This window comes from Bacillus sp. ISL-34 (assembly GCF_018613325.1).
GTDB lineage: Bacteria > Bacillota > Bacilli > Bacillales > DSM-1321 > Peribacillus.
The window spans coordinates 45,243-62,718 of sequence record NZ_JAGGQJ010000036.1 but is presented as its reverse complement, the minus strand read 5'-3'; the positions used below and the strand labels follow the sequence as shown (position 1 = coordinate 62,718).

At 42.1% G+C, this 17,476-nt stretch carries 15 protein-coding genes; 14 read left to right on the top strand and 1 reads right to left on the bottom strand.

Translation table 11 applies throughout. The features are described from left to right. Positions 1-155: 155 nt before the first annotated feature. From pnp to J7E52_RS23115, 13 genes are all read left to right on the top strand, one after another. A complete protein-coding gene (gene pnp, locus J7E52_RS23175) occupies positions 156-2,273 on the top strand; it encodes a polyribonucleotide nucleotidyltransferase (protein ID WP_214750732.1) in 2,118 nt (705 codons plus the stop codon). Between the two features lie 147 nt (positions 2,274-2,420). Beyond that, on the top strand, positions 2,421-3,380 hold the full coding sequence (locus J7E52_RS23170; RefSeq protein WP_214750731.1) for a polysaccharide deacetylase family protein: 960 nt from the start codon (positions 2,421-2,423) through the stop codon (positions 3,378-3,380). Positions 3,381-3,426: 46 nt separating this feature from the next. Then, the gene (locus J7E52_RS23165; RefSeq protein ID WP_214750730.1) at positions 3,427-4,653 is read left to right on the top strand and encodes a M16 family metallopeptidase; all 1,227 of its coding nucleotides are present in this window, start codon (positions 3,427-3,429) and stop codon (positions 4,651-4,653) included. Between the two features lie 162 nt (positions 4,654-4,815). Next, positions 4,816-5,085, top strand: coding sequence for a YlmC/YmxH family sporulation protein (locus J7E52_RS23160; protein ID WP_214750729.1), 270 nt, complete (start codon positions 4,816-4,818; stop codon positions 5,083-5,085). Between the two features lie 227 nt (positions 5,086-5,312). Beyond that, positions 5,313-6,215 carry a dipicolinic acid synthetase subunit A gene (gene dpaA, locus J7E52_RS23155; protein ID WP_214750878.1) on the top strand — a complete coding sequence of 301 codons (903 nt, stop codon included), beginning with the start codon at positions 5,313-5,315 and terminating at the stop codon, positions 6,213-6,215. Then, a complete protein-coding gene (locus J7E52_RS23150; protein ID WP_214750728.1) occupies positions 6,212-6,814 on the top strand; it encodes a dipicolinate synthase subunit B in 603 nt (200 codons plus the stop codon). The genes dpaA and J7E52_RS23150 overlap by 4 nt, the downstream gene beginning before the upstream one ends. Before the next feature lie 214 nt (positions 6,815-7,028). Beyond that, on the top strand, positions 7,029-8,084 hold the full coding sequence (gene asd, locus J7E52_RS23145) for an aspartate-semialdehyde dehydrogenase (RefSeq protein WP_214750727.1): 1,056 nt from the start codon (positions 7,029-7,031) through the stop codon (positions 8,082-8,084). A 105-nt stretch (positions 8,085-8,189) separates the two neighbouring features. Next, positions 8,190-9,416, top strand: a complete 1,227-nt coding sequence (dapG, locus tag J7E52_RS23140) for an aspartate kinase (protein WP_214750726.1) — start codon at positions 8,190-8,192, stop codon at positions 9,414-9,416. A 46-nt stretch (positions 9,417-9,462) separates the two neighbouring features. Then, a complete protein-coding gene (dapA, locus tag J7E52_RS23135; RefSeq protein WP_063231824.1) occupies positions 9,463-10,332 on the top strand; it encodes a 4-hydroxy-tetrahydrodipicolinate synthase in 870 nt (289 codons plus the stop codon). Positions 10,333-10,621: 289 nt separating this feature from the next. Next, complete coding sequence (locus J7E52_RS23130; protein WP_214750725.1) at positions 10,622-12,292, top strand: ribonuclease J; 1,671 nt, start codon at positions 10,622-10,624, stop codon at positions 12,290-12,292. A gap of 190 nt (positions 12,293-12,482) precedes the next feature. After that, complete coding sequence (locus tag J7E52_RS23125) at positions 12,483-13,166, top strand: ClpP family protease (RefSeq protein ID WP_396020310.1); 684 nt, start codon at positions 12,483-12,485, stop codon at positions 13,164-13,166. After that, on the top strand, positions 13,163-13,390 hold the full coding sequence (locus J7E52_RS23120; protein WP_063231821.1) for a YlzJ-like family protein: 228 nt from the start codon (positions 13,163-13,165) through the stop codon (positions 13,388-13,390). The genes J7E52_RS23125 and J7E52_RS23120 overlap by 4 nt, the downstream gene beginning before the upstream one ends. A 239-nt stretch (positions 13,391-13,629) precedes the next feature. Beyond that, entirely contained in the window at positions 13,630-15,960 is a 2,331-nt protein-coding gene (locus J7E52_RS23115) for a DNA translocase FtsK (protein ID WP_214750724.1), read from the top strand. Positions 15,961-15,990: 30 nt separating this feature from the next. Here the strand turns inward: J7E52_RS23115 and J7E52_RS23110 are convergent, their stop codons facing one another. Continuing rightward, the gene (locus J7E52_RS23110; protein ID WP_214750723.1) at positions 15,991-16,290 is read right to left on the bottom strand and encodes a DUF6509 family protein; all 300 of its coding nucleotides are present in this window, start codon (positions 16,288-16,290) and stop codon (positions 15,991-15,993) included. Positions 16,291-16,594: 304 nt separating this feature from the next. Between J7E52_RS23110 and J7E52_RS23105 the strand changes: the two genes are divergently transcribed. Then, on the top strand, positions 16,595-17,320 hold the full coding sequence (locus tag J7E52_RS23105) for a GntR family transcriptional regulator (protein ID WP_214750722.1): 726 nt from the start codon (positions 16,595-16,597) through the stop codon (positions 17,318-17,320). Positions 17,321-17,476 lie beyond the last annotated feature (156 nt).

Below are 17,476 nucleotides of genomic sequence, written 5' to 3'. Positions count from 1 at the left end.
ATTCATTTTACTGTTAATGCTTGTTTTTTTCGTGCATAATAGGAATAGTTTGGTTTTAACTCGAGTTCAGTTACTTTCACATATAATTGATTTAATCCAATACAGGTTTAGGTAAACTAAGCCTCTAAGTGAAGATTCAGAGAGGGGTTTAATAAATGGGACAGGAAAAACATACGTATTCATTTGACTGGGCCGGCCGTAATGTAACGGTAGAAATAGGGCAATTGGCTAAACAAGCTAACGGGGCAGTTTTAGTCCGTTATGGAGAAACTGCTGTATTAAGTACAGCAACAGCTTCGAAGGAACCTAGAAATGTCGACTTCTTCCCTTTGACAGTCAACTACGAAGAAAGACTTTATGCAGTCGGTAAAATTCCGGGAGGCTTCATCAAACGTGAAGGACGACCGAGTGAAAGGGCAATACTTGCAAGCCGCTTGATTGACCGTCCAATCCGTCCGCTTTTCGCCGATGGCTTCAGGAACGATGTTCAGATCATCAGCATGGTCATGAGTGTCGATCAAGATTGCTCTACGGAAATGGCAGCTATGCTAGGTTCTTCCCTTGCACTTTCAGTTTCCGATATTCCGTTCGAAGGTCCAATTGCTGGAGTTGTAGTGGGGAGGATCAATAATGAATTCATCATTAACCCTACTGTTGACCAACTAGCTAAAAGTGACATCAATCTGACGGTTGCCGGCACTAAAGATGCTATCAACATGGTTGAAGCCGGAGCAAATGAAGTACCAGAGGAAACGATGCTTGAAGCAATCATGTTTGGACATGATGAAATCAAGAAGATCATTGCATTCCAAGATAAAATCGTTGCTGAAATCGGCAAGGAAAAAATGCAGGTCGCTTTATATCAAGTGGATGCAGAACTGGAAGCAGAAGTGAAAGGCCTATGTGAAGCAGACTTGAACAAAGCAGTACAAGTTCAGGAAAAACATGCCCGTGAAGACGCGATCAAAGAAGTAAAAGATCGTGTGTTGGTTCATTATGAAGAAGAAACTGATGAAGAAAAATTAAAGCAAATCAAAGAAATCCTGAATAAACTGGTCAAATCCGAAGTCCGCCGTTTAATCACGGAAGAAAAAGTGCGTCCGGATGGCCGTAATCCTGACGAAATCAGACCATTATCATCAGAAGTTACCATTCTGCCACGTACACATGGTTCCGGATTGTTCACACGTGGACAAACCCAAGCTCTATCCATCTGTACATTAGGTGCACTTGGTGATGTGCAGATCCTGGACGGACTTGGAACCGAAGAGTCAAAACGTTTTATGCACCACTATAACTTCCCGCATTTCAGTGTTGGTGAAACTGGTCCTATCCGTGGGGCAGGACGCCGTGAAATCGGTCATGGTGCACTTGGTGAAAGGGCATTGGAGCCTGTCATTCCAAACGATAAAGACTTCCCTTATACAATCAGACTTGTTTCTGAAGTGCTTGAATCAAACGGTTCAACATCACAAGCAAGTATCTGTGCAAGCACTTTGGCAATGATGGATGCCGGTGTTCCATTGAAAGCTCCAGTTGCCGGTATTGCCATGGGTCTTGTCAAAACAGGTGAGCACTATACAATCTTAACGGATATTCAAGGTATGGAAGACCATTTGGGAGACATGGACTTTAAAGTCGCAGGTACTTCAAAAGGTGTTACTGCCCTGCAAATGGATATTAAGATCGAGGGTCTTTCAAGAGAGATTCTTGAAGAAGCTTTACTTCAAGCCAAACATGGCCGGATGCATATTTTGGAATCAATGATGTCAACAATCAATCAACCGCGTGAGCAGTTATCCAAATATGCTCCAAAAATCGTTACAATGTCCATAAATCCGGATAAGATCCGTGATGTGATTGGACCGAGCGGAAAACATATCAACAAAATCATTGAAGAAACTGGCGTGAAAATCGACATCGAACAAGATGGGACGGTATTCATATCTTCTACTGATGAACCAATGATTCAAAAAGCGAAGAAAATCATCGAGGATATCGTACGTGAAGTCGTAGTGGGCGAACTATACTTAGGTAAAGTTAAACGTATCGAAAAGTTCGGTGCCTTCGTTGAAATCTTCAATGGTAAAGACGGTTTGGTACATATTTCTGAACTGGCTGAAGAAAGAGTCGGAAAAGTGGAAGATGTCGTTTCACTTGGCGATGAATTATTGGTCAAAGTTACTGAAATCGATAAGCAAGGAAGGGTAAACCTTTCCCGTAAAGCGGTCTTGAAAGAGCAAAAAGAGGCAGCCAACCCTTCTCAATCGTAATGGAAAATGAAAAACCCGGCATGCGGTTCCTTGTGAATCTGCATGCTTTTTTTGTTTAATATCCATAGTGTGAATGGCGTTAAAATGATGTCATGTTCTACCTTGTCCGTTTTCTTCATACATTTTGGTATGAAGGGGGCGTAAAAAATGAATAATAAATGGAAGCAGATAGTTGCGATAAGTGCCATTGCAGGTATATCATGGTTATTAGTGCAAAATCCATATACACAAATTTATTTGACCCAATTAACAGATGATTCAGTTGCTTCAATGAAGCAAGAAGACGAGCTTCTATTACAAATAAAAGAATCAACAAAAAAATATGAGATTGCACCACAGGATGCACGAATAGATTCTGTTTGGAAAACCGTTCCTGCATATAACGGCCTGAAGGTAAATATTGATGATTCGTATAAAGCCATGAAGAAGGAGGGCGTGTTCGATAAGGATAAGCTGGTATTTCAGCAGGTTCCTGCAAAGATACATATGGAGGATCTGGATCCGGCTCCGATTTACCGGGCCCATCCCGAAAAGCCAGTCGTTTCATTTTTAATCAATGTGGCCTGGGGGAATGAATACTTACAAGATATGTTGGCCGTGTTAAAAAAGAATAATGTCAAGGCCACTTTTTTCCTTGAAGGCAATTGGACCAAGAAAAACCCTGATTTGGCCAAGATGATCAAGGGCGGGGGACATGAAATTGGAAATCATTCTTACTCACATCCCGATATGAAAAACATCTCCGCACAAGCTACACGTGAGGAAATTCGAAAAACGAACGAAGTCATTGAAGCGGTGACAGGTTTGAAAATGAAATGGTTCGCACCACCAAGTGGAAGCTACCGGGACGAAACGGTGAAAATCGCGGATTCTCTCGGTATGGAGACCGTCATGTGGAGTGTGGATACGATCGACTGGCAAAAGCCAAGCCCTGAAGTCCTTCAACAAAGAGTGCTTTCTAAGGTACACCCAGGAGCATTTATATTGATGCATCCGACGGAATCTACTGCAAAATCATTGGAAACGTTAATAATTGAAATAAAAAAGAAAGACTTAGATGTTGTTACCGTTTCGGAAGCAGTAGATGAAGAGCGATCGAATCCATAATGTATTGGTAACGATAGCAGCATAGAATGATTGGGAGGAATGTTAGTTGATTAAGAAATACACGTGTCAAAATGGAGTTAGAATTGTATTGGAAAATATTCCAACTGTACGCTCTGCAGCAATTGGAGTATGGATCAAAACAGGTTCAAGAAATGAAACACCGGAATTGAATGGGGTTTCACATTTCTTGGAGCATATGTTCTTTAAAGGGACAACTACGAGAAATGCTCGTGAAATCGCCGAGTCATTCGATAGTATTGGCGGACAGGTGAATGCGTTCACTTCAAAAGAGTACACATGCTATTATGCTAAAGTAATGGATAACCATGCAAGCTATGCGCTTGAAATCCTTGCTGATATGTTCTTCAACTCAACATTTGATGGGGAAGAATTGAAAAAAGAAAAAAATGTCGTCTACGAAGAAATCAAAATGTACGAAGACACACCAGATGACATTGTCCATGACCTCTTAAGCAAGGCGGTATATGAAAATCATCCCCTTGGCTATCCGATACTTGGCACGGAAAATACGCTTGAAACGTTCAATAGTGATACATTAAAAAAATACGTCCATGACATGTATACACCTGATAAAGTAGTTGTATCCATTGCGGGGAATGTAGATGAAAAAATGATTAAGGAAGTCGAAAGCTACTTTGGCTCGTATCAAGGAGGGGAAGACCGTCTTGAATTGGTCAAGCCATCCTTCCATGAAAATAGGATCACCCGTAAAAAAGATACGGAACAAGCCCACTTATGCCTTGGTTACAAAGGGTTGGAAATCGGCAATGATAAAACATACAGCCTGATTACCCTGAATAATATTCTCGGAGGAAGCATGAGTAGCCGCCTATTCCAGGACGTTAGGGAGCAACGCGGCCTTGCCTATTCCGTTTATTCCTATCATTCCAGCTATCAAGATAGCGGTATGGTGACAGTATATGGGGGGACAGGCACAAATCAGCTTGACAGCCTGTATGAAACCATTCAGGAAACACTGGATACTTTAAAAAGGGATGGCATTACGGAAAAGGAATTACGGAATAGTAAAGAGCAACTTAAAGGAAGCTTGATGCTCAGCCTTGAAAGCACGAATAGCCGTATGAGCCGGAACGGAAAAAATGAGCTGATGTTGGGTGAGCACCGTTCCCTTGATGATATCATCATCAAGATTGACGAGGTGACGGAGGATACCGTTAATGAATTGGCAAACCAGATCTTTACGGAACATTCCTTGTCATTAGTGAGCCCGTTGGAAAACTGGGATAAATAAGTAACGAACAAGTCTGCATCTTCCTTTTACTAAGGGAGGTCAGGCTTTTTTTCTTTGAATGTGGGAGGGTCCAATGTTATGGACAATATTTGGATAAATGCCTTCTAAGTTTACCTTTTTCGGATATAGATTGAATAGAAAGCGAAAAAGGGGGAACCAATTTTGAGGTTGAGCGAATTGAGCGGTAAGGAAATAGTCGATGTGAATAGGGCGGAAAGATTAGGAATCCTTGGTCAGACCGATTTGGAAATAGATGAAACTGGACAAATTACCTCGTTGATCATCCCATCTGTCAAATGGTTCGGCCTTTTAAGGAATGGCAGTGAAATTAGAGTTCCATGGGAACATATAAAAAAAATCGGTGCGGATATGGTCATCATTGATTTTCAGGAAGGGCTTTCAAATAATGACGGAGAGCATATGGACGGATAATGACGCTCGCGCCATACTCCATGAACTTCTCGGAATGCACGCTCGAAAACGCCTTAGCTGGCAATAGCTATGGCGTTTTTTCTTTTCTTATCACCGTTTTTTAAGTAAAAACATAAGATGGCAGGGTAACTAGAGAATGTAGCAAAAACCGAATTGCTTCCTGAAGGAATTGTATCATGAGGCAAGGAATGTTTAGGATCTTTTATATAAAGAAGGTGACGGTTTTAATGCTCACAGGCATGCAAATCGCTGTAATTGGTGGAGATGCGCGTCAGCTTGAAGTTGTACGTAAACTGACGGAGCTTGATGCAAAGCTATTATTGGTAGGTTTTGAACAGCTCGACCATGCTTTTACCGGAGCGGTTAAGGAAAAAATGGAAGATATAAACTTCAAGGAAATAGATTCAGTTATTTTACCTGTCCGGGGCACGGATTCAGATGGGAAAGTAGAAACGATCTTTTCCAGTGAAGAGGTTGTTTTGACTGAAGAAATGATAAAAAATACCCCGGCACACTGCATTTTTTATGCAGGAATCAGTAACGATTACCTCAATGAGATATTCCAGAAAGTGGATCGCAAACTCGTTCTATTGTTCGAACGTGATGATGTGGCTATTTATAATTCGATTCCCACTGTTGAGGGTGCAATCATGATGGCCATTCAACATACGGATTTTACTATCCATGGATCGAATGTAGCCGTTCTCGGACTGGGAAGGGTCGGAATGAGTGTAGCCCGGTCATTCCATGCACTTGGAGCAAAAGTTAAGGTGGGGGCAAGAAAAAGCGAAGATATTGCGAGGATCAGTGAAATGGCATTAGCCCCTTTTCATTTAAATGATCTTGCTTCAGAAATGAAAGATGTTGATATATGTATCAATACGATTCCTTTTCCGATAATTACCGCAAAAGTTATAGCCAAAATGCCCGTTCATACATTAATCATCGACCTTGCTTCAAAACCGGGGGGAACGGATTTTCGTTACGCTGAAAAAAGGGGAATTAAGGCGCTGTTGGCACCGAGCCTACCTGGTATAGTTGCCCCGAAAACAGCTGGTCAGATATTAGCGAATGCACTGGGACTATTGATACAAGGCGAGTTCTTGAAAAGGAAGGGGAAAATGATATGAGTCTCAAAGGGAAACGGATTGGTTTCGGATTAACAGGATCACATTGCACTTATGATGAAGTGTTTCCTGAAATAGAAAAACTTGTGAATGAAGGTGCGGAAGTCATTCCAATCGTAACATCGACTGTACAAAACACGGAAACCCGTTTTGGAAAGGGAGAGGACTGGGTCGAAAGAATAGAAAAATTGACGGGGAACCATGTCGTTGATACAATCGTCAAAGCAGAGCCTTTAGGACCTAAATTGCCACTTGATTGCATGGTGATCGCTCCTTTAACGGGTAACTCCATGAGTAAAATGGCAAATGCACTTACCGATTCGCCAGTACTTATGGCTGCAAAAGCTACGATGAGAAATCACCGTCCAGTCGTGGTCGCGATATCAACAAATGATGCACTTGGGTTAAATGGTGTCAATCTAATGAGGCTGATGGCAGCTAAAGATATTTATTTCGTTCCATATGGCCAGGATAATCCCACAGGCAAACCAAGTTCCATGGTTGCAAGGATGAGCATGATAAGGGATACGATCATATCGGCACTGGAAAGGGAACAGATTCAACCTGTCATCGTCGAAAGGTTCAAGGATGATTTAGTCTGAACAAGTATTTATGCCTCGATCCCGCTTTGTAACGACTGACATATATGCATAAATTTGTGGGTTGAAGTTATAAAAAACCACTCCACTACCAGAATATTTTGTTAAAGTGCGACCCTTTGGAATGTTAATGTGTTAAAATAAATGATATTCTGAACAAGAAGTAGTAAATCCAATAAAATAACTAATTTAAGAGATAGAAAAGGAGTATGTATAAATGACTGAGACACAGGGATTGCGTATTGCAGTTGTGGGAGCAACTGGAGCAGTAGGACAACAAATGATTTCAACACTCGAACAAAGGGACTTACCGATTAAGAAAATCATCTTTTTATCATCGGCTCGTTCCGCAGGAATCAAACTTACGTTTAAGGGCGAAGAAATCGAAGTGCAGGAAGCAAAACCTGAGAGCTTTGAAGGCATCGATATCGCTTTATTCAGTGCTGGAGGAAGCGTGTCTAAGGAATTGGCTCCAGAAGCAGTGAAACGCGGTGCGATAGTGGTGGATAATACGAGTGCATTCCGCATGGATGAAAATGTGCCGCTAGTCGTTCCTGAAGTAAATGAAGAAGACTTGAAACAGCATAATGGGATCATTGCAAATCCGAATTGTTCAACCATCCAAATGGTTGTGGCATTAGAACCTATCCGCAAGACATACGGCTTATCAAAAATCGTTGTTTCTACGTATCAGGCTGTTTCGGGTGCAGGTGCAGCAGCGATAAATGAATTAAAGGAACAAGCTCGCGACTTGCTTGACGAAAAAGAAATAGATCCGAAAATTTTACCGGTAAAAGGGGACGAAAAGCATTATCAAATCGCATTTAACGTCATTCCCCAAATCGATAAATTCCAAGATAATGGGTACACATTCGAAGAGATGAAAATGATTAATGAAACAAAGAAAATCATGCATATGCAAAACCTTCCAGTGTCTGCAACTTGCGTGAGGCTTCCTGTTGTAACAGGTCATTCGGAATCTGTATACATTGAAGTTGAAAAAGAAGGCATAGCGGCTTCTCAAATCAAAGATTTAATGAAAACGGCACCTGGAGTAGTGTTAGAAGACGAACCTGAACAACAAGTTTACCCTACGCCTGCTTCATCCGTCGGCAAGAATGATGTATTCGTCGGCCGGATTCGCAAAGATTTGGATGAAGATAAAGGCTTCCATTTATGGGTGGTTTCCGATAATCTATTAAAAGGAGCAGCTTGGAATTCCGTTCAAATTGCTGAGAGCCTTTTGAAATTAGGTTTGGTTACCGTTAAGTAATAATTTATTCTTAATGAACTCGACAGAAAATTAAATTCCAATAGGATAGAGAGTTTTTGTCAGCTTCCCTGATTGGGAAGCTGGCTTATATTTGGGGTGCATATTATGAAAATTATCGTCCAGAAATACGGTGGGACATCCGTTCGAGATGAGGAAAGCCGTTCATTCGCCAAGGGGCATATTGAAAAAGCGATTAAAGAAGGCTATAAAGTGGTGGTTGTAGTTTCAGCAATGGGAAGAAAAGGCGATCCTTATGCAACGGATACCTTAATTTCCCTGGTAAATGGAGCGAAAGCCAGCCTTTCAAAACGGGAACAGGATTTACTTATGTCAGTAGGGGAAACGATATCATCTGTCGTATTTACGAACATGCTCTTGGAACATGGTATTGATGCGGTCGCTTATACTGGAGCTCAGGCGGGATTCTTGACGAATACCGACTATTCAAGTGCAAAAATTATCGAAATGAAATGCGACCGTCTCATGAAAGAGCTTGAGGTGAAGGATGTTGTCGTTGTAGCAGGCTTCCAGGGAGCGGCTAAAAACGGGGACATCACGACCATCGGCCGTGGTGGAAGTGATACATCAGCCGCAGCATTAGGTGCGGCATTGCAAGCTGAACGGGTCGATATTTTTACGGATGTGGAAGGAATCATGACGGCAGATCCACGTATTGCCGATCAAGCTCGTCCATTATCAATCGTTTCATATACGGAAGTTTGCAATATGGCATATCAAGGGGCGAAGGTCATTCATCCGAGAGCTGTTGAAATTGCGATGCAGGCGAAAGTCCCGATTCGGATAAGGTCAACATACAGCGAAGGTTTGGGAACACTTGTTACAAGCATGAACAAGGGAAGCCAGGGCAGTGACATACGTGAAAGGCTCGTGACCGGGATTGCCCATGTACCAAAGATCACTCAAATCAAGGTCCATGCGAAGAAAGATCAATATAATCTACAGGCTGAAGTTTTCAAAGCAATGGCCAATGCGTCCATTTCAGTGGACTTTATAAATATATATCCGAGTGGCGTAGTTTATACCGTTTCGGAAGAGGTGACAGAACTTGCGCTCTCGATTTTGGCCGAGCTTGGTCATGAACCGGTCATTGAACGGAATTGCGCCAAGGTTTCAGTAGTCGGTGCAGGCATCAATGGAGTGCCAGGCGTTGCAGCGAAGATAGTCACAGCGCTTTCCGAAAGGGAAATTGCCATTCTCCAGTCAGCGGACAGCCATACGACAATTTGGGTACTCGTAAAAGAGGAAGATTTAATAGAAGCTGTCAATTCCCTGCACTATGCATTTCAATTGCATGAAAGTGAAGTCCAATAATCAGGTTTTTAATGAATAAAGGTTTTAAAAATTAAAGAGGTGTTAGATGATGATATTTGGTAGAGTATCAACCGCAATGGTCACCCCTTTCGATAGCAAGGGAAATGTTGATTTTCAAAAGACGACTTCATTGGTTAATTACTTATTAACGAATGGAACCGATTCGCTTGTGATTTCGGGAACGACAGGGGAATCTCCAACTTTATCTTCTGAGGAGAAAATTGCGTTATTGCGTCATGTTTCCAAGGTTGTTGAAAAACGTGTGCCCATCATCATGGGTACAGGAAGCAACAATACGTATGCGTCCATCGAGTTGACAAAAAAAGCGGAACAAAATGGCGCCGATGCGATAATGCTGGTTGCCCCGTATTATAGTAAAACGAATCAAGAAGGTCTGTACCAGCATTTTAAGGCTATTGCAGCTAGTACGACTCTTCCTGTTATGGTATATAATATCCCTGGGCGCGCTTCGGTCAACATTGAACCGGAAACGATCATCCGCCTTTCAAAAATTCCTAATATCGTAGCCGTTAAGGAAGCGAGCGGGGATTTAAACGCTATGACCCAAATCATAGCCGGCACGGATGAAGATTTTGCATTATATAGCGGGGACGACGCTTTAACACTCCCGGTATTGGCGATTGGTGGTGTGGGTGTAGTTTCGGTTGCTTCACATATTGCAGGTAATGAGCTGCAGAAAATAGTTGAGGCTTTCATCAGTGGGAACTTGAAAGAGGCAGCCAGGCTGCATCAGGAACTGTTACCGCTTATAAAAGGTTTGTTTGCAGCGCCAAGCCCTGCACCTGTCAAAACAGCGCTTCAGTTATATGGAATTGACGTTGGATCGGTGAGACTTCCAATCGTGCCATTGACTGAACAGGAGCGCCTTGCATTAACCAAGGTATTAAAAAAATAAAAAGTAAAGTCACGAACAAGCTGATCGTTGAAGATTGGCTTGTTTTTACATAATGATGTATATGAATGGGATATACTTTCCGATTTCGGGATGAAAATATTTAAATTTTTTTTATGATCAATCGAAACTGGATAAACGTGCAAGGATCTCTTACATAATAGGTTGTTTTTTTTTGGATTAAATGAAAAAGTCCCTTTGAAAATGGTAAGTGTTGTCATGTTTTTTGAACATCGGTTATAATGAAATCATTGGGAAATTATGAACGGGATTTTTTAAGGAGGATATTCGATTGGGTAAAGATAAAAATAATGGAATAAAAGTGATTTCTCTTGGAGGACAAGGGGAACTTGGTAAAAATATGTACGTCGTTGAGGTGAACGAGGACATCTATCTTCTTGATGCAGGGTTAATGCTGCCAGAAGACGAAATGCTCGGAATCGATGCGGTTATCCCTGATATTACTTATTTGATGGATAATAAGGAACGGGTGCAGGGGATATTCATTACCCATGGTCATGAAGACCATATGGGAGCGCTTGCTTATGTCTTGAAATATTTACCGGTCCCTGTATATGGAACAAAGCTTACTCTTGCTTTAATCAAAACGAAATTAAAGGAAGATGGCTTTAACGGCAGGGCGACATTCACTGAAATCGATTCGGATTCTCTTTTAAGTTTCCCTCAAGCAGCCGTGTCTTTTTTCCGGACAAACCATAGTATTCCCGATTCCGTCGGAGTCGTGATCCACACACGTGAAGGTGCAATCGTTTATACAGGGGATTTCAAATTTGATCAAGCGGCAACAGATCTATATAAACCGGAAATCGGTAAAATGGCCAGTATCGGTGAAGAAGGTGTCCTATGCTTGCTTTCGGATAGTACCGGAGCCGAGAGGCCAGGTTATACCACATCAGAAGCAGTTGTGGCCAAAGATATTACAGAGGCTTTTCATGCTGCCTCCGGAAGGATCATTGTTGCGTGCTTCGCTTCGAACATCAACCGGATTCAACATGTTTTCAATGCAGCGGCAGCAAGTCGCAGAAAAGTGGCAGTTGTAGGGAAAAGCCTGCAACGCGTTTATGAAACAGCCTTGAACCTTGGCTACTTAAAGGTCGAAGAAGAGCTGATAATCCCAATTAATGAAATCAGCCAGTATGACGACCGTGAAATCGTCGTGTTATCGACAGGTCATCAGGGGGAGCCCATTGCGGCACTTCAAAAAATGGCAAAACAGACCCACAAGCAGGTGACGATCAAAAAGGGAGACACAGTTTTGATCAGTGCATCACCCCTACAGGGCGGCGAACTTATTTTATCCAAAACCGTCGATTTGCTATACAGGGTAGGTGCGGAAGTGGTATCTGCAAATAAATATAAAGTTCACGTAACAGGGCATGGCAGCCAGGAAGAACTTAAAATGATGATCAATTTGATGAATCCTAAATTCTTGATCCCTGTACATGGGGAATACCGCCATTTATATGCCCATCAAAAAGTTGGGATTGCTGCGGGGATTAAACGTGAAAACATCATCATTGCCGAAAAAGGTGATGTCATCGAACTAAAGGGCAATAAATTGGGCCTTTCCGGCAAAGTCTCTGCAGGAAATATCTTGATAGATGGCAGCGGTGTCGGAGATGTGGGTAATATCGTTCTTCGTGATCGGCGCTTGTTATCCCAGGATGGCATTTTGATTGTAGTGGTAACGTTGAACCGTCAGGATAAAAGCATTGCAGCTGGCCCTGAAATCATTTCAAGGGGCTTCGTATATGTTCGCGAATCAGAGAAAATGATTGGCGAAGCAACTGAAATAGTAAGTGAAATCGTAAAGAAAAATGGGTCGCGCCAACCTTTTGATTGGTCCACGCTGAAGCAGGAAATGCGTGATGCGTTAAACCAATTCTTCTATGAAAAAACGAAACGCCGCCCAATGATTTTACCGATCATCATGGAATATTAAGTAAGGAACCCCTGATTTAAAGGTCAGGGGTTCTTTTTCTGTTTCAAACCTCTTATATCTTGAAGAATGAAGTCCGAGACTCGTGACATAATAAAGCTATAGGCTAAAAGAGAAAGGGGTTGGCATAGTGGATAATGCACCATTACCAAATGAAAATGAAGGCAAGCAGGAAGGTAAGAATTCAACTTTAATCGAAAAGATCCAGCAGCTGGGGGCTACTAATGTTCCGCAACTATCTCAGGACTCAAAAATCCATTGTTTGACGATCATTGGACAAATTGAAGGACATATGCAGCTGCCGCCTCAAAATAAAACGACCAAATATGAACATGTTATTCCGCAAATTGTGGCAATTGAACAAAATCCCAATATAGAGGGGCTGCTTGTCATTTTAAATACAGTGGGAGGAGATGTCGAAGCGGGACTAGCCATCGCAGAAATGCTGGCTTCCCTTTCAAAGCCATCCGTCTCTATTGTACTTGGGGGAGGTCACTCGATCGGTGTGCCAATTGCGGTTTCGTGTGACCATAGCTATATAGCAGAAACAGCAACGATGACGATTCATCCCATTCGTTTGACAGGGCTAGTCATTGGCGTGCCTCAAACCTTTGAATACTTGGATAAAATGCAGGAAAGAGTCATTAAATTTGTTACGCGGCATTCCAACGTTACGGAAGAAAGTTTTAAGGAATTAATGTTTGCTAAAGGAAATTTAACCCGTGATATCGGCACGAATGTAATCGGGGCCGAGGCAGTTGAAATCGGTATGATCGATGATGTAGGAGGAGTAGGCCAGGCCATGAGAAAACTGAATAGCTTCATGGAAGAAAGAAGGCCAAAAATTGCCGGGGAAGAGGAGGGGCTTCTGCAATGACGCTTTATACGATCGTTCCTGAAGAAATCATTTTCCCTCACCATCATGAGAAGACGGCAAATTTAATAGAAATGATCTATAATGGTGTACATGTGATGGTCGAACATGACGGCGGCCGCACGTTTCGTATTGATCGAATCGTGAGCACGGATCCTGAAGATTATATGAATGTACACATTCAGCCGGGGGCTGTCATTAATGTGTTCGAACAGATGAATCCTTAGTAAAAACGACTAACTGAGGTAAATTATGATATACTGGAATGAAAATCAGCAGCCGCTTGGCTGCTTTATTCATTATAGGGGCAAAATGTTCGCTTTAAGAGTAAATGGTATATATATCAAGGACAGGGGCATTTTTATTTGGTATAATCAATGAGCGAACGTTTGTTTTGTGAAGGGAAATCATGTTGTGATGTTGAATAGGAAAGTTAGAATAGTTTCATGAAGAATCAGGTGATATTATGGCAAAGAAGAAACGCAGAAAAAAGAATAGTACAGAGAAGTTAAAACTAACGCTTAAATTTGAATTGATCGGCCTCACTTTAATAGGCTTGGCCATCATTGCCATTGCCAAGCTTGGAGCAGTGGGAAATGGGACGGTCTTTTTAATCCGCTTCTTCATGGGGGAATGGTATATCCTCTTTTTGTTGGGAGCAATCGCAGCCGGGTTCTATTTGATGATAAAGAGGGAGGTCCCTTATCTGTTAAAACGGCAATTCGTCGGGATGTATTTCCTTGTTGCGAGCATGCTCCTACTAAGTCATGTGACGCTGTTTAACATGCTTGCAGATGGAGGACCGTTCACGAAGCCCAGCGTCATTTCAAATACTTGGGAACTATTCTGGATGGAAGTGACCGGCAAGGCCAGCACCAAGGACCTTGGGGGCGGTATGATTGGAGCGGTATTATTTGCGGCCTCATACTTTTTATTCGACGAAGCTGGATCGAAAATCGTTTCATTCCTTTTTATCATTGTAGGTGCTGTCCTATTGACCGGGAAAACGTTAGGTGAAACCCTCGGGAAGTTTTTCATGGGTCTTGGCGGCTTTTTCAAAAAGCAATGGTCTGCTTTCAGAGATGATATGAAAACGTGGAATGAAGACAAAAAAGAAAAGAAAAAGAATCCCGTGAAAAAGAAGAAACGGGAAAAAGAACTGGTGGAAGAAACGGATCAGCCCCTTCACCAAGAAGAGGAAACACAGCAAATGGCGACGGAGCGGATCATTTCCAGCTTTGCTGATAAAGCCTATAGCGACGAAGACGAAATAATTCCGGTCGTTACGGAACCAGCAGCTGAAAGTGCAGAGGAACAGGATGATGCCGTTCCGCCTATGAATTTTACGGAAGTGGAGAATAAAGAATATCTTTTACCGCCACTTTCTTTGTTATTGCAGCCTAAAAAAACGGACCAAAGCGGAGAATACCAATTGATTCATGAAAATGCGGCCAAGCTTGAGCGTACCTTTCATAGCTTTGGAGTGAAAGCAAGGGTCACTCAAGTTCATTTAGGCCCAGCCGTAACCAAATACGAAGTTCATCCGGACGTAGGGGTGAAGGTAAGTAAAATTGTCAGCCTATCCGATGACTTGGCCCTTGCACTAGCCGCAAAAGATATTAGGATCGAAGCTCCGATTCCCGGAAAATCGGCTATCGGAATAGAAGTGCCCAACTCTGAAGTGGCGATGGTGTCATTAAGGGAAGTTTTAGAGGCCAAAGAAGTTGACAAGCCTGACGCAAAGCTGCAAATAGGCTTAGGGCGGAATATTTCCGGTGAAGCGGTTAAGGCGGAACTCAATAAAATGCCCCATTTACTAGTGGCTGGTGCTACTGGCAGCGGGAAATCCGTTTGTATCAACGGGATTATTACGAGTATTCTGATGCGGGCAAAACCGCATGAAGTGAAAATGATGATGATTGATCCAAAAATGGTGGAGTTGAATGTCTATAATGGAATTCCCCACTTACTCGCACCTGTTGTGACAAATCCAAAGAAAGCTGCACAGGCTTTGCAAAAAGTGGTCAGTGAAATGGAAAGGCGCTATGAGCTATTTTCTCATTCCGGTACGCGTAATATTGAAGGCTATAATGATTATATTAACCGGTATAACATCGAAGAAGATGCCAAACAACCACTCTTGCCTTACATCGTAGTCATTGTCGATGAGCTGGCGGATTTGATGATGGTCGCCTCTAATGATGTAGAGGATGCCATCACACGGCTTGCACAAATGGCACGTGCCGCTGGCATCCACTTGATAATTGCCACTCAGCGGCCATCCGTAGATGTAATTACAGGGGTCATTAAAGCGAACATCCCATCTCGGATTGCTTTTAGTGTCTCATCTATGACCGATTCGAGAACGATTCTCGACATGGGCGGAGCCGAAAAACTGTTAGGCCGGGGTGACATGCTCTTCCTGCCTGCAGGAGCTTCAAAGCCGGTTCGCGTCCAAGGGGCCTTTTTATCCGACAATGAAGTCGAGGAAGTTGTCACATATGTCATTTCACAGCAAAAAGCACAATATAACGAAGAGATGATACCGGATGAAATTGCAGAAACTTCAAATGGTGAAGTCGAAGATAATTTATACGGGGATGCGGTGTCCTTGATCGTAGAAATGCAGACTGCATCTGTTTCCATGCTGCAACGCCGTTTCCGGATTGGCTATACCCGGGCAGCGAGATTGATTGATGAAATGGAAGCGAGGGGAATTGTCGGTCCATATGAAGGCAGTAAACCACGAAATGTATTGGTCACTAAAGATGAACAGGATGAGGCGCATTCATCATAGATAAAAAAAACCGGGCAGCAGCCCGGTTTTTTAATTATTCATCGCCTCGTCTAAATGTTTAAGGCAGAAGTCGGTAATCATCGCTTCTTCATCTTCTTCTAAATCGAATTCGAGTGCGACTTCGTTCCCTTTTTCAAAAATATCATATTTAATCAATTTGCCTATTTGTTCTTCCACTGCAAAAAGCACCCGAATATATAAACCATTTTCTGAAAAGAGCTCATCCTCTTCAGGCACTTCAATATCCAAGAACAACTCGAAACGTTCCCCGGACAAAATACCAAATGGATCATTCAATTTTTCGATCGTGTATTCTGTAATCTTTAACATCTTGTGTACATCCCTTCAAAGAAGATAAATCCTATTATACAGGAAAACAGCATCTTGAACAGAGCTGCATTCATTTTGCATTTTCAAAAAAAAATTATCTGATTTAGGAGAATAATCGTACAAATTTCGCGGCCTTCTCTAGATTGAAAGACACAGGGAAGGGTAATTTCTCCTAAATTCTTTTGAAGTAAATAGTAAAACACTATTTATTTATATCAAAAAAAATGTTATATTATTTTCGATTAGTAGGAATGATTCAACATCAGAGGTCTGATGTCTTAAGAAATTAGCTGGGGGAAACCGTATGTCAATAAAATCAGATAGTCGACATTTATATTTGCAGGTCATTGATTACCTGAAGCAGGATATTGAAGCAGGAGTCTATCAGGAAAATGAAAAATTCCCTTCAGAGTTCGATCTTGCAAAAAAATTGGGAGTGAGTAGGGCGACACTTCGTGAAGCGCTGCGAATTTTAGAAGAAGAAAACATCATCATTCGCCGCCATGGAGTTGGTACTTTCGTCAATCCGAAACCTCGGTTCAGTTCAGGTATCGAGCAATTAAAAAGTGTCACGAACATGATTGAAGAGGCAGGAATGAAGCCGGGTACGATTTTCTTAAGCTCGACGGCCCAAGAACCTACAGAAGAGGATATACGCAGGTTTTCTTGTTCAACAGATGAACGCATCGTCATCATCGAGCGAGTAAGGACAGCGAACGGGGAGCCAGTTGTCTACTGTATTGACAAAATTCCTGAATCTATACTATCAGAAAATTTTGACCGTAATGATGAGTCTCTTTTTGATATTTTGGAAAGAGATGCGCATCGAAAAATTACGCATGCCGTAGCAGAGATCGAGCCCATTGGATATCATGAGAAAGTTTCTCCTATCCTTAAATGTTCGCCAGAAGCCGCACTACTCGTTCTAAAGCAGATGCATCTGGATGATTGGGACCAGCCTATCCTGTATTCTGTTAACTACTTTAAAGCCAATATGTTCAGCTTTCATGTTCTTCGTAAACGTGTGTAGGCAATGACTTTGCATACGGGTGAATGCAAGCGTTTGTTTCGATTCCTTAAAAGTCGATCAAACGTATGCAAAAAAAATTAACGAGAAGTGAAAACGCAAACATAAATGACTTTTCAGAACATTCCTGCTCAAAAAACTATGTAAATTAGGGGGATA

Excerpts from the sequence above, each read along its gene's own strand:
- J7E52_RS23115 (WP_214750724.1), top strand. The coding sequence starts at position 13,630 with ATGGCAAAGAAGAAACGCAGAAAAAAGAATAGTACAGAGAAGTTAAAA.
- J7E52_RS23170 (WP_214750731.1), top strand. The coding sequence starts at position 2,421 with ATGAATAATAAATGGAAGCAGATAGTTGCGATAAGTGCCATTGCAGGT.
- J7E52_RS23110 (WP_214750723.1), bottom strand. The coding sequence starts at position 16,290 with ATGTTAAAGATTACAGAATACACGATCGAAAAATTGAATGATCCATTT.
- dapG (WP_214750726.1), top strand. The coding sequence starts at position 8,190 with ATGAAAATTATCGTCCAGAAATACGGTGGGACATCCGTTCGAGATGAG.
- pnp (WP_214750732.1), top strand. The coding sequence starts at position 156 with ATGGGACAGGAAAAACATACGTATTCATTTGACTGGGCCGGCCGTAAT.
- J7E52_RS23105 (WP_214750722.1), top strand. The coding sequence starts at position 16,595 with ATGTCAATAAAATCAGATAGTCGACATTTATATTTGCAGGTCATTGAT.
- J7E52_RS23150 (WP_214750728.1), top strand. The coding sequence starts at position 6,212 with ATGAGTCTCAAAGGGAAACGGATTGGTTTCGGATTAACAGGATCACAT.
- dapA (WP_063231824.1), top strand. The coding sequence starts at position 9,463 with ATGATGATATTTGGTAGAGTATCAACCGCAATGGTCACCCCTTTCGAT.
- asd (WP_214750727.1), top strand. The coding sequence starts at position 7,029 with ATGACTGAGACACAGGGATTGCGTATTGCAGTTGTGGGAGCAACTGGA.
- dpaA (WP_214750878.1), top strand. The coding sequence starts at position 5,313 with ATGCTCACAGGCATGCAAATCGCTGTAATTGGTGGAGATGCGCGTCAG.
- J7E52_RS23120 (WP_063231821.1), top strand. The coding sequence starts at position 13,163 with ATGACGCTTTATACGATCGTTCCTGAAGAAATCATTTTCCCTCACCAT.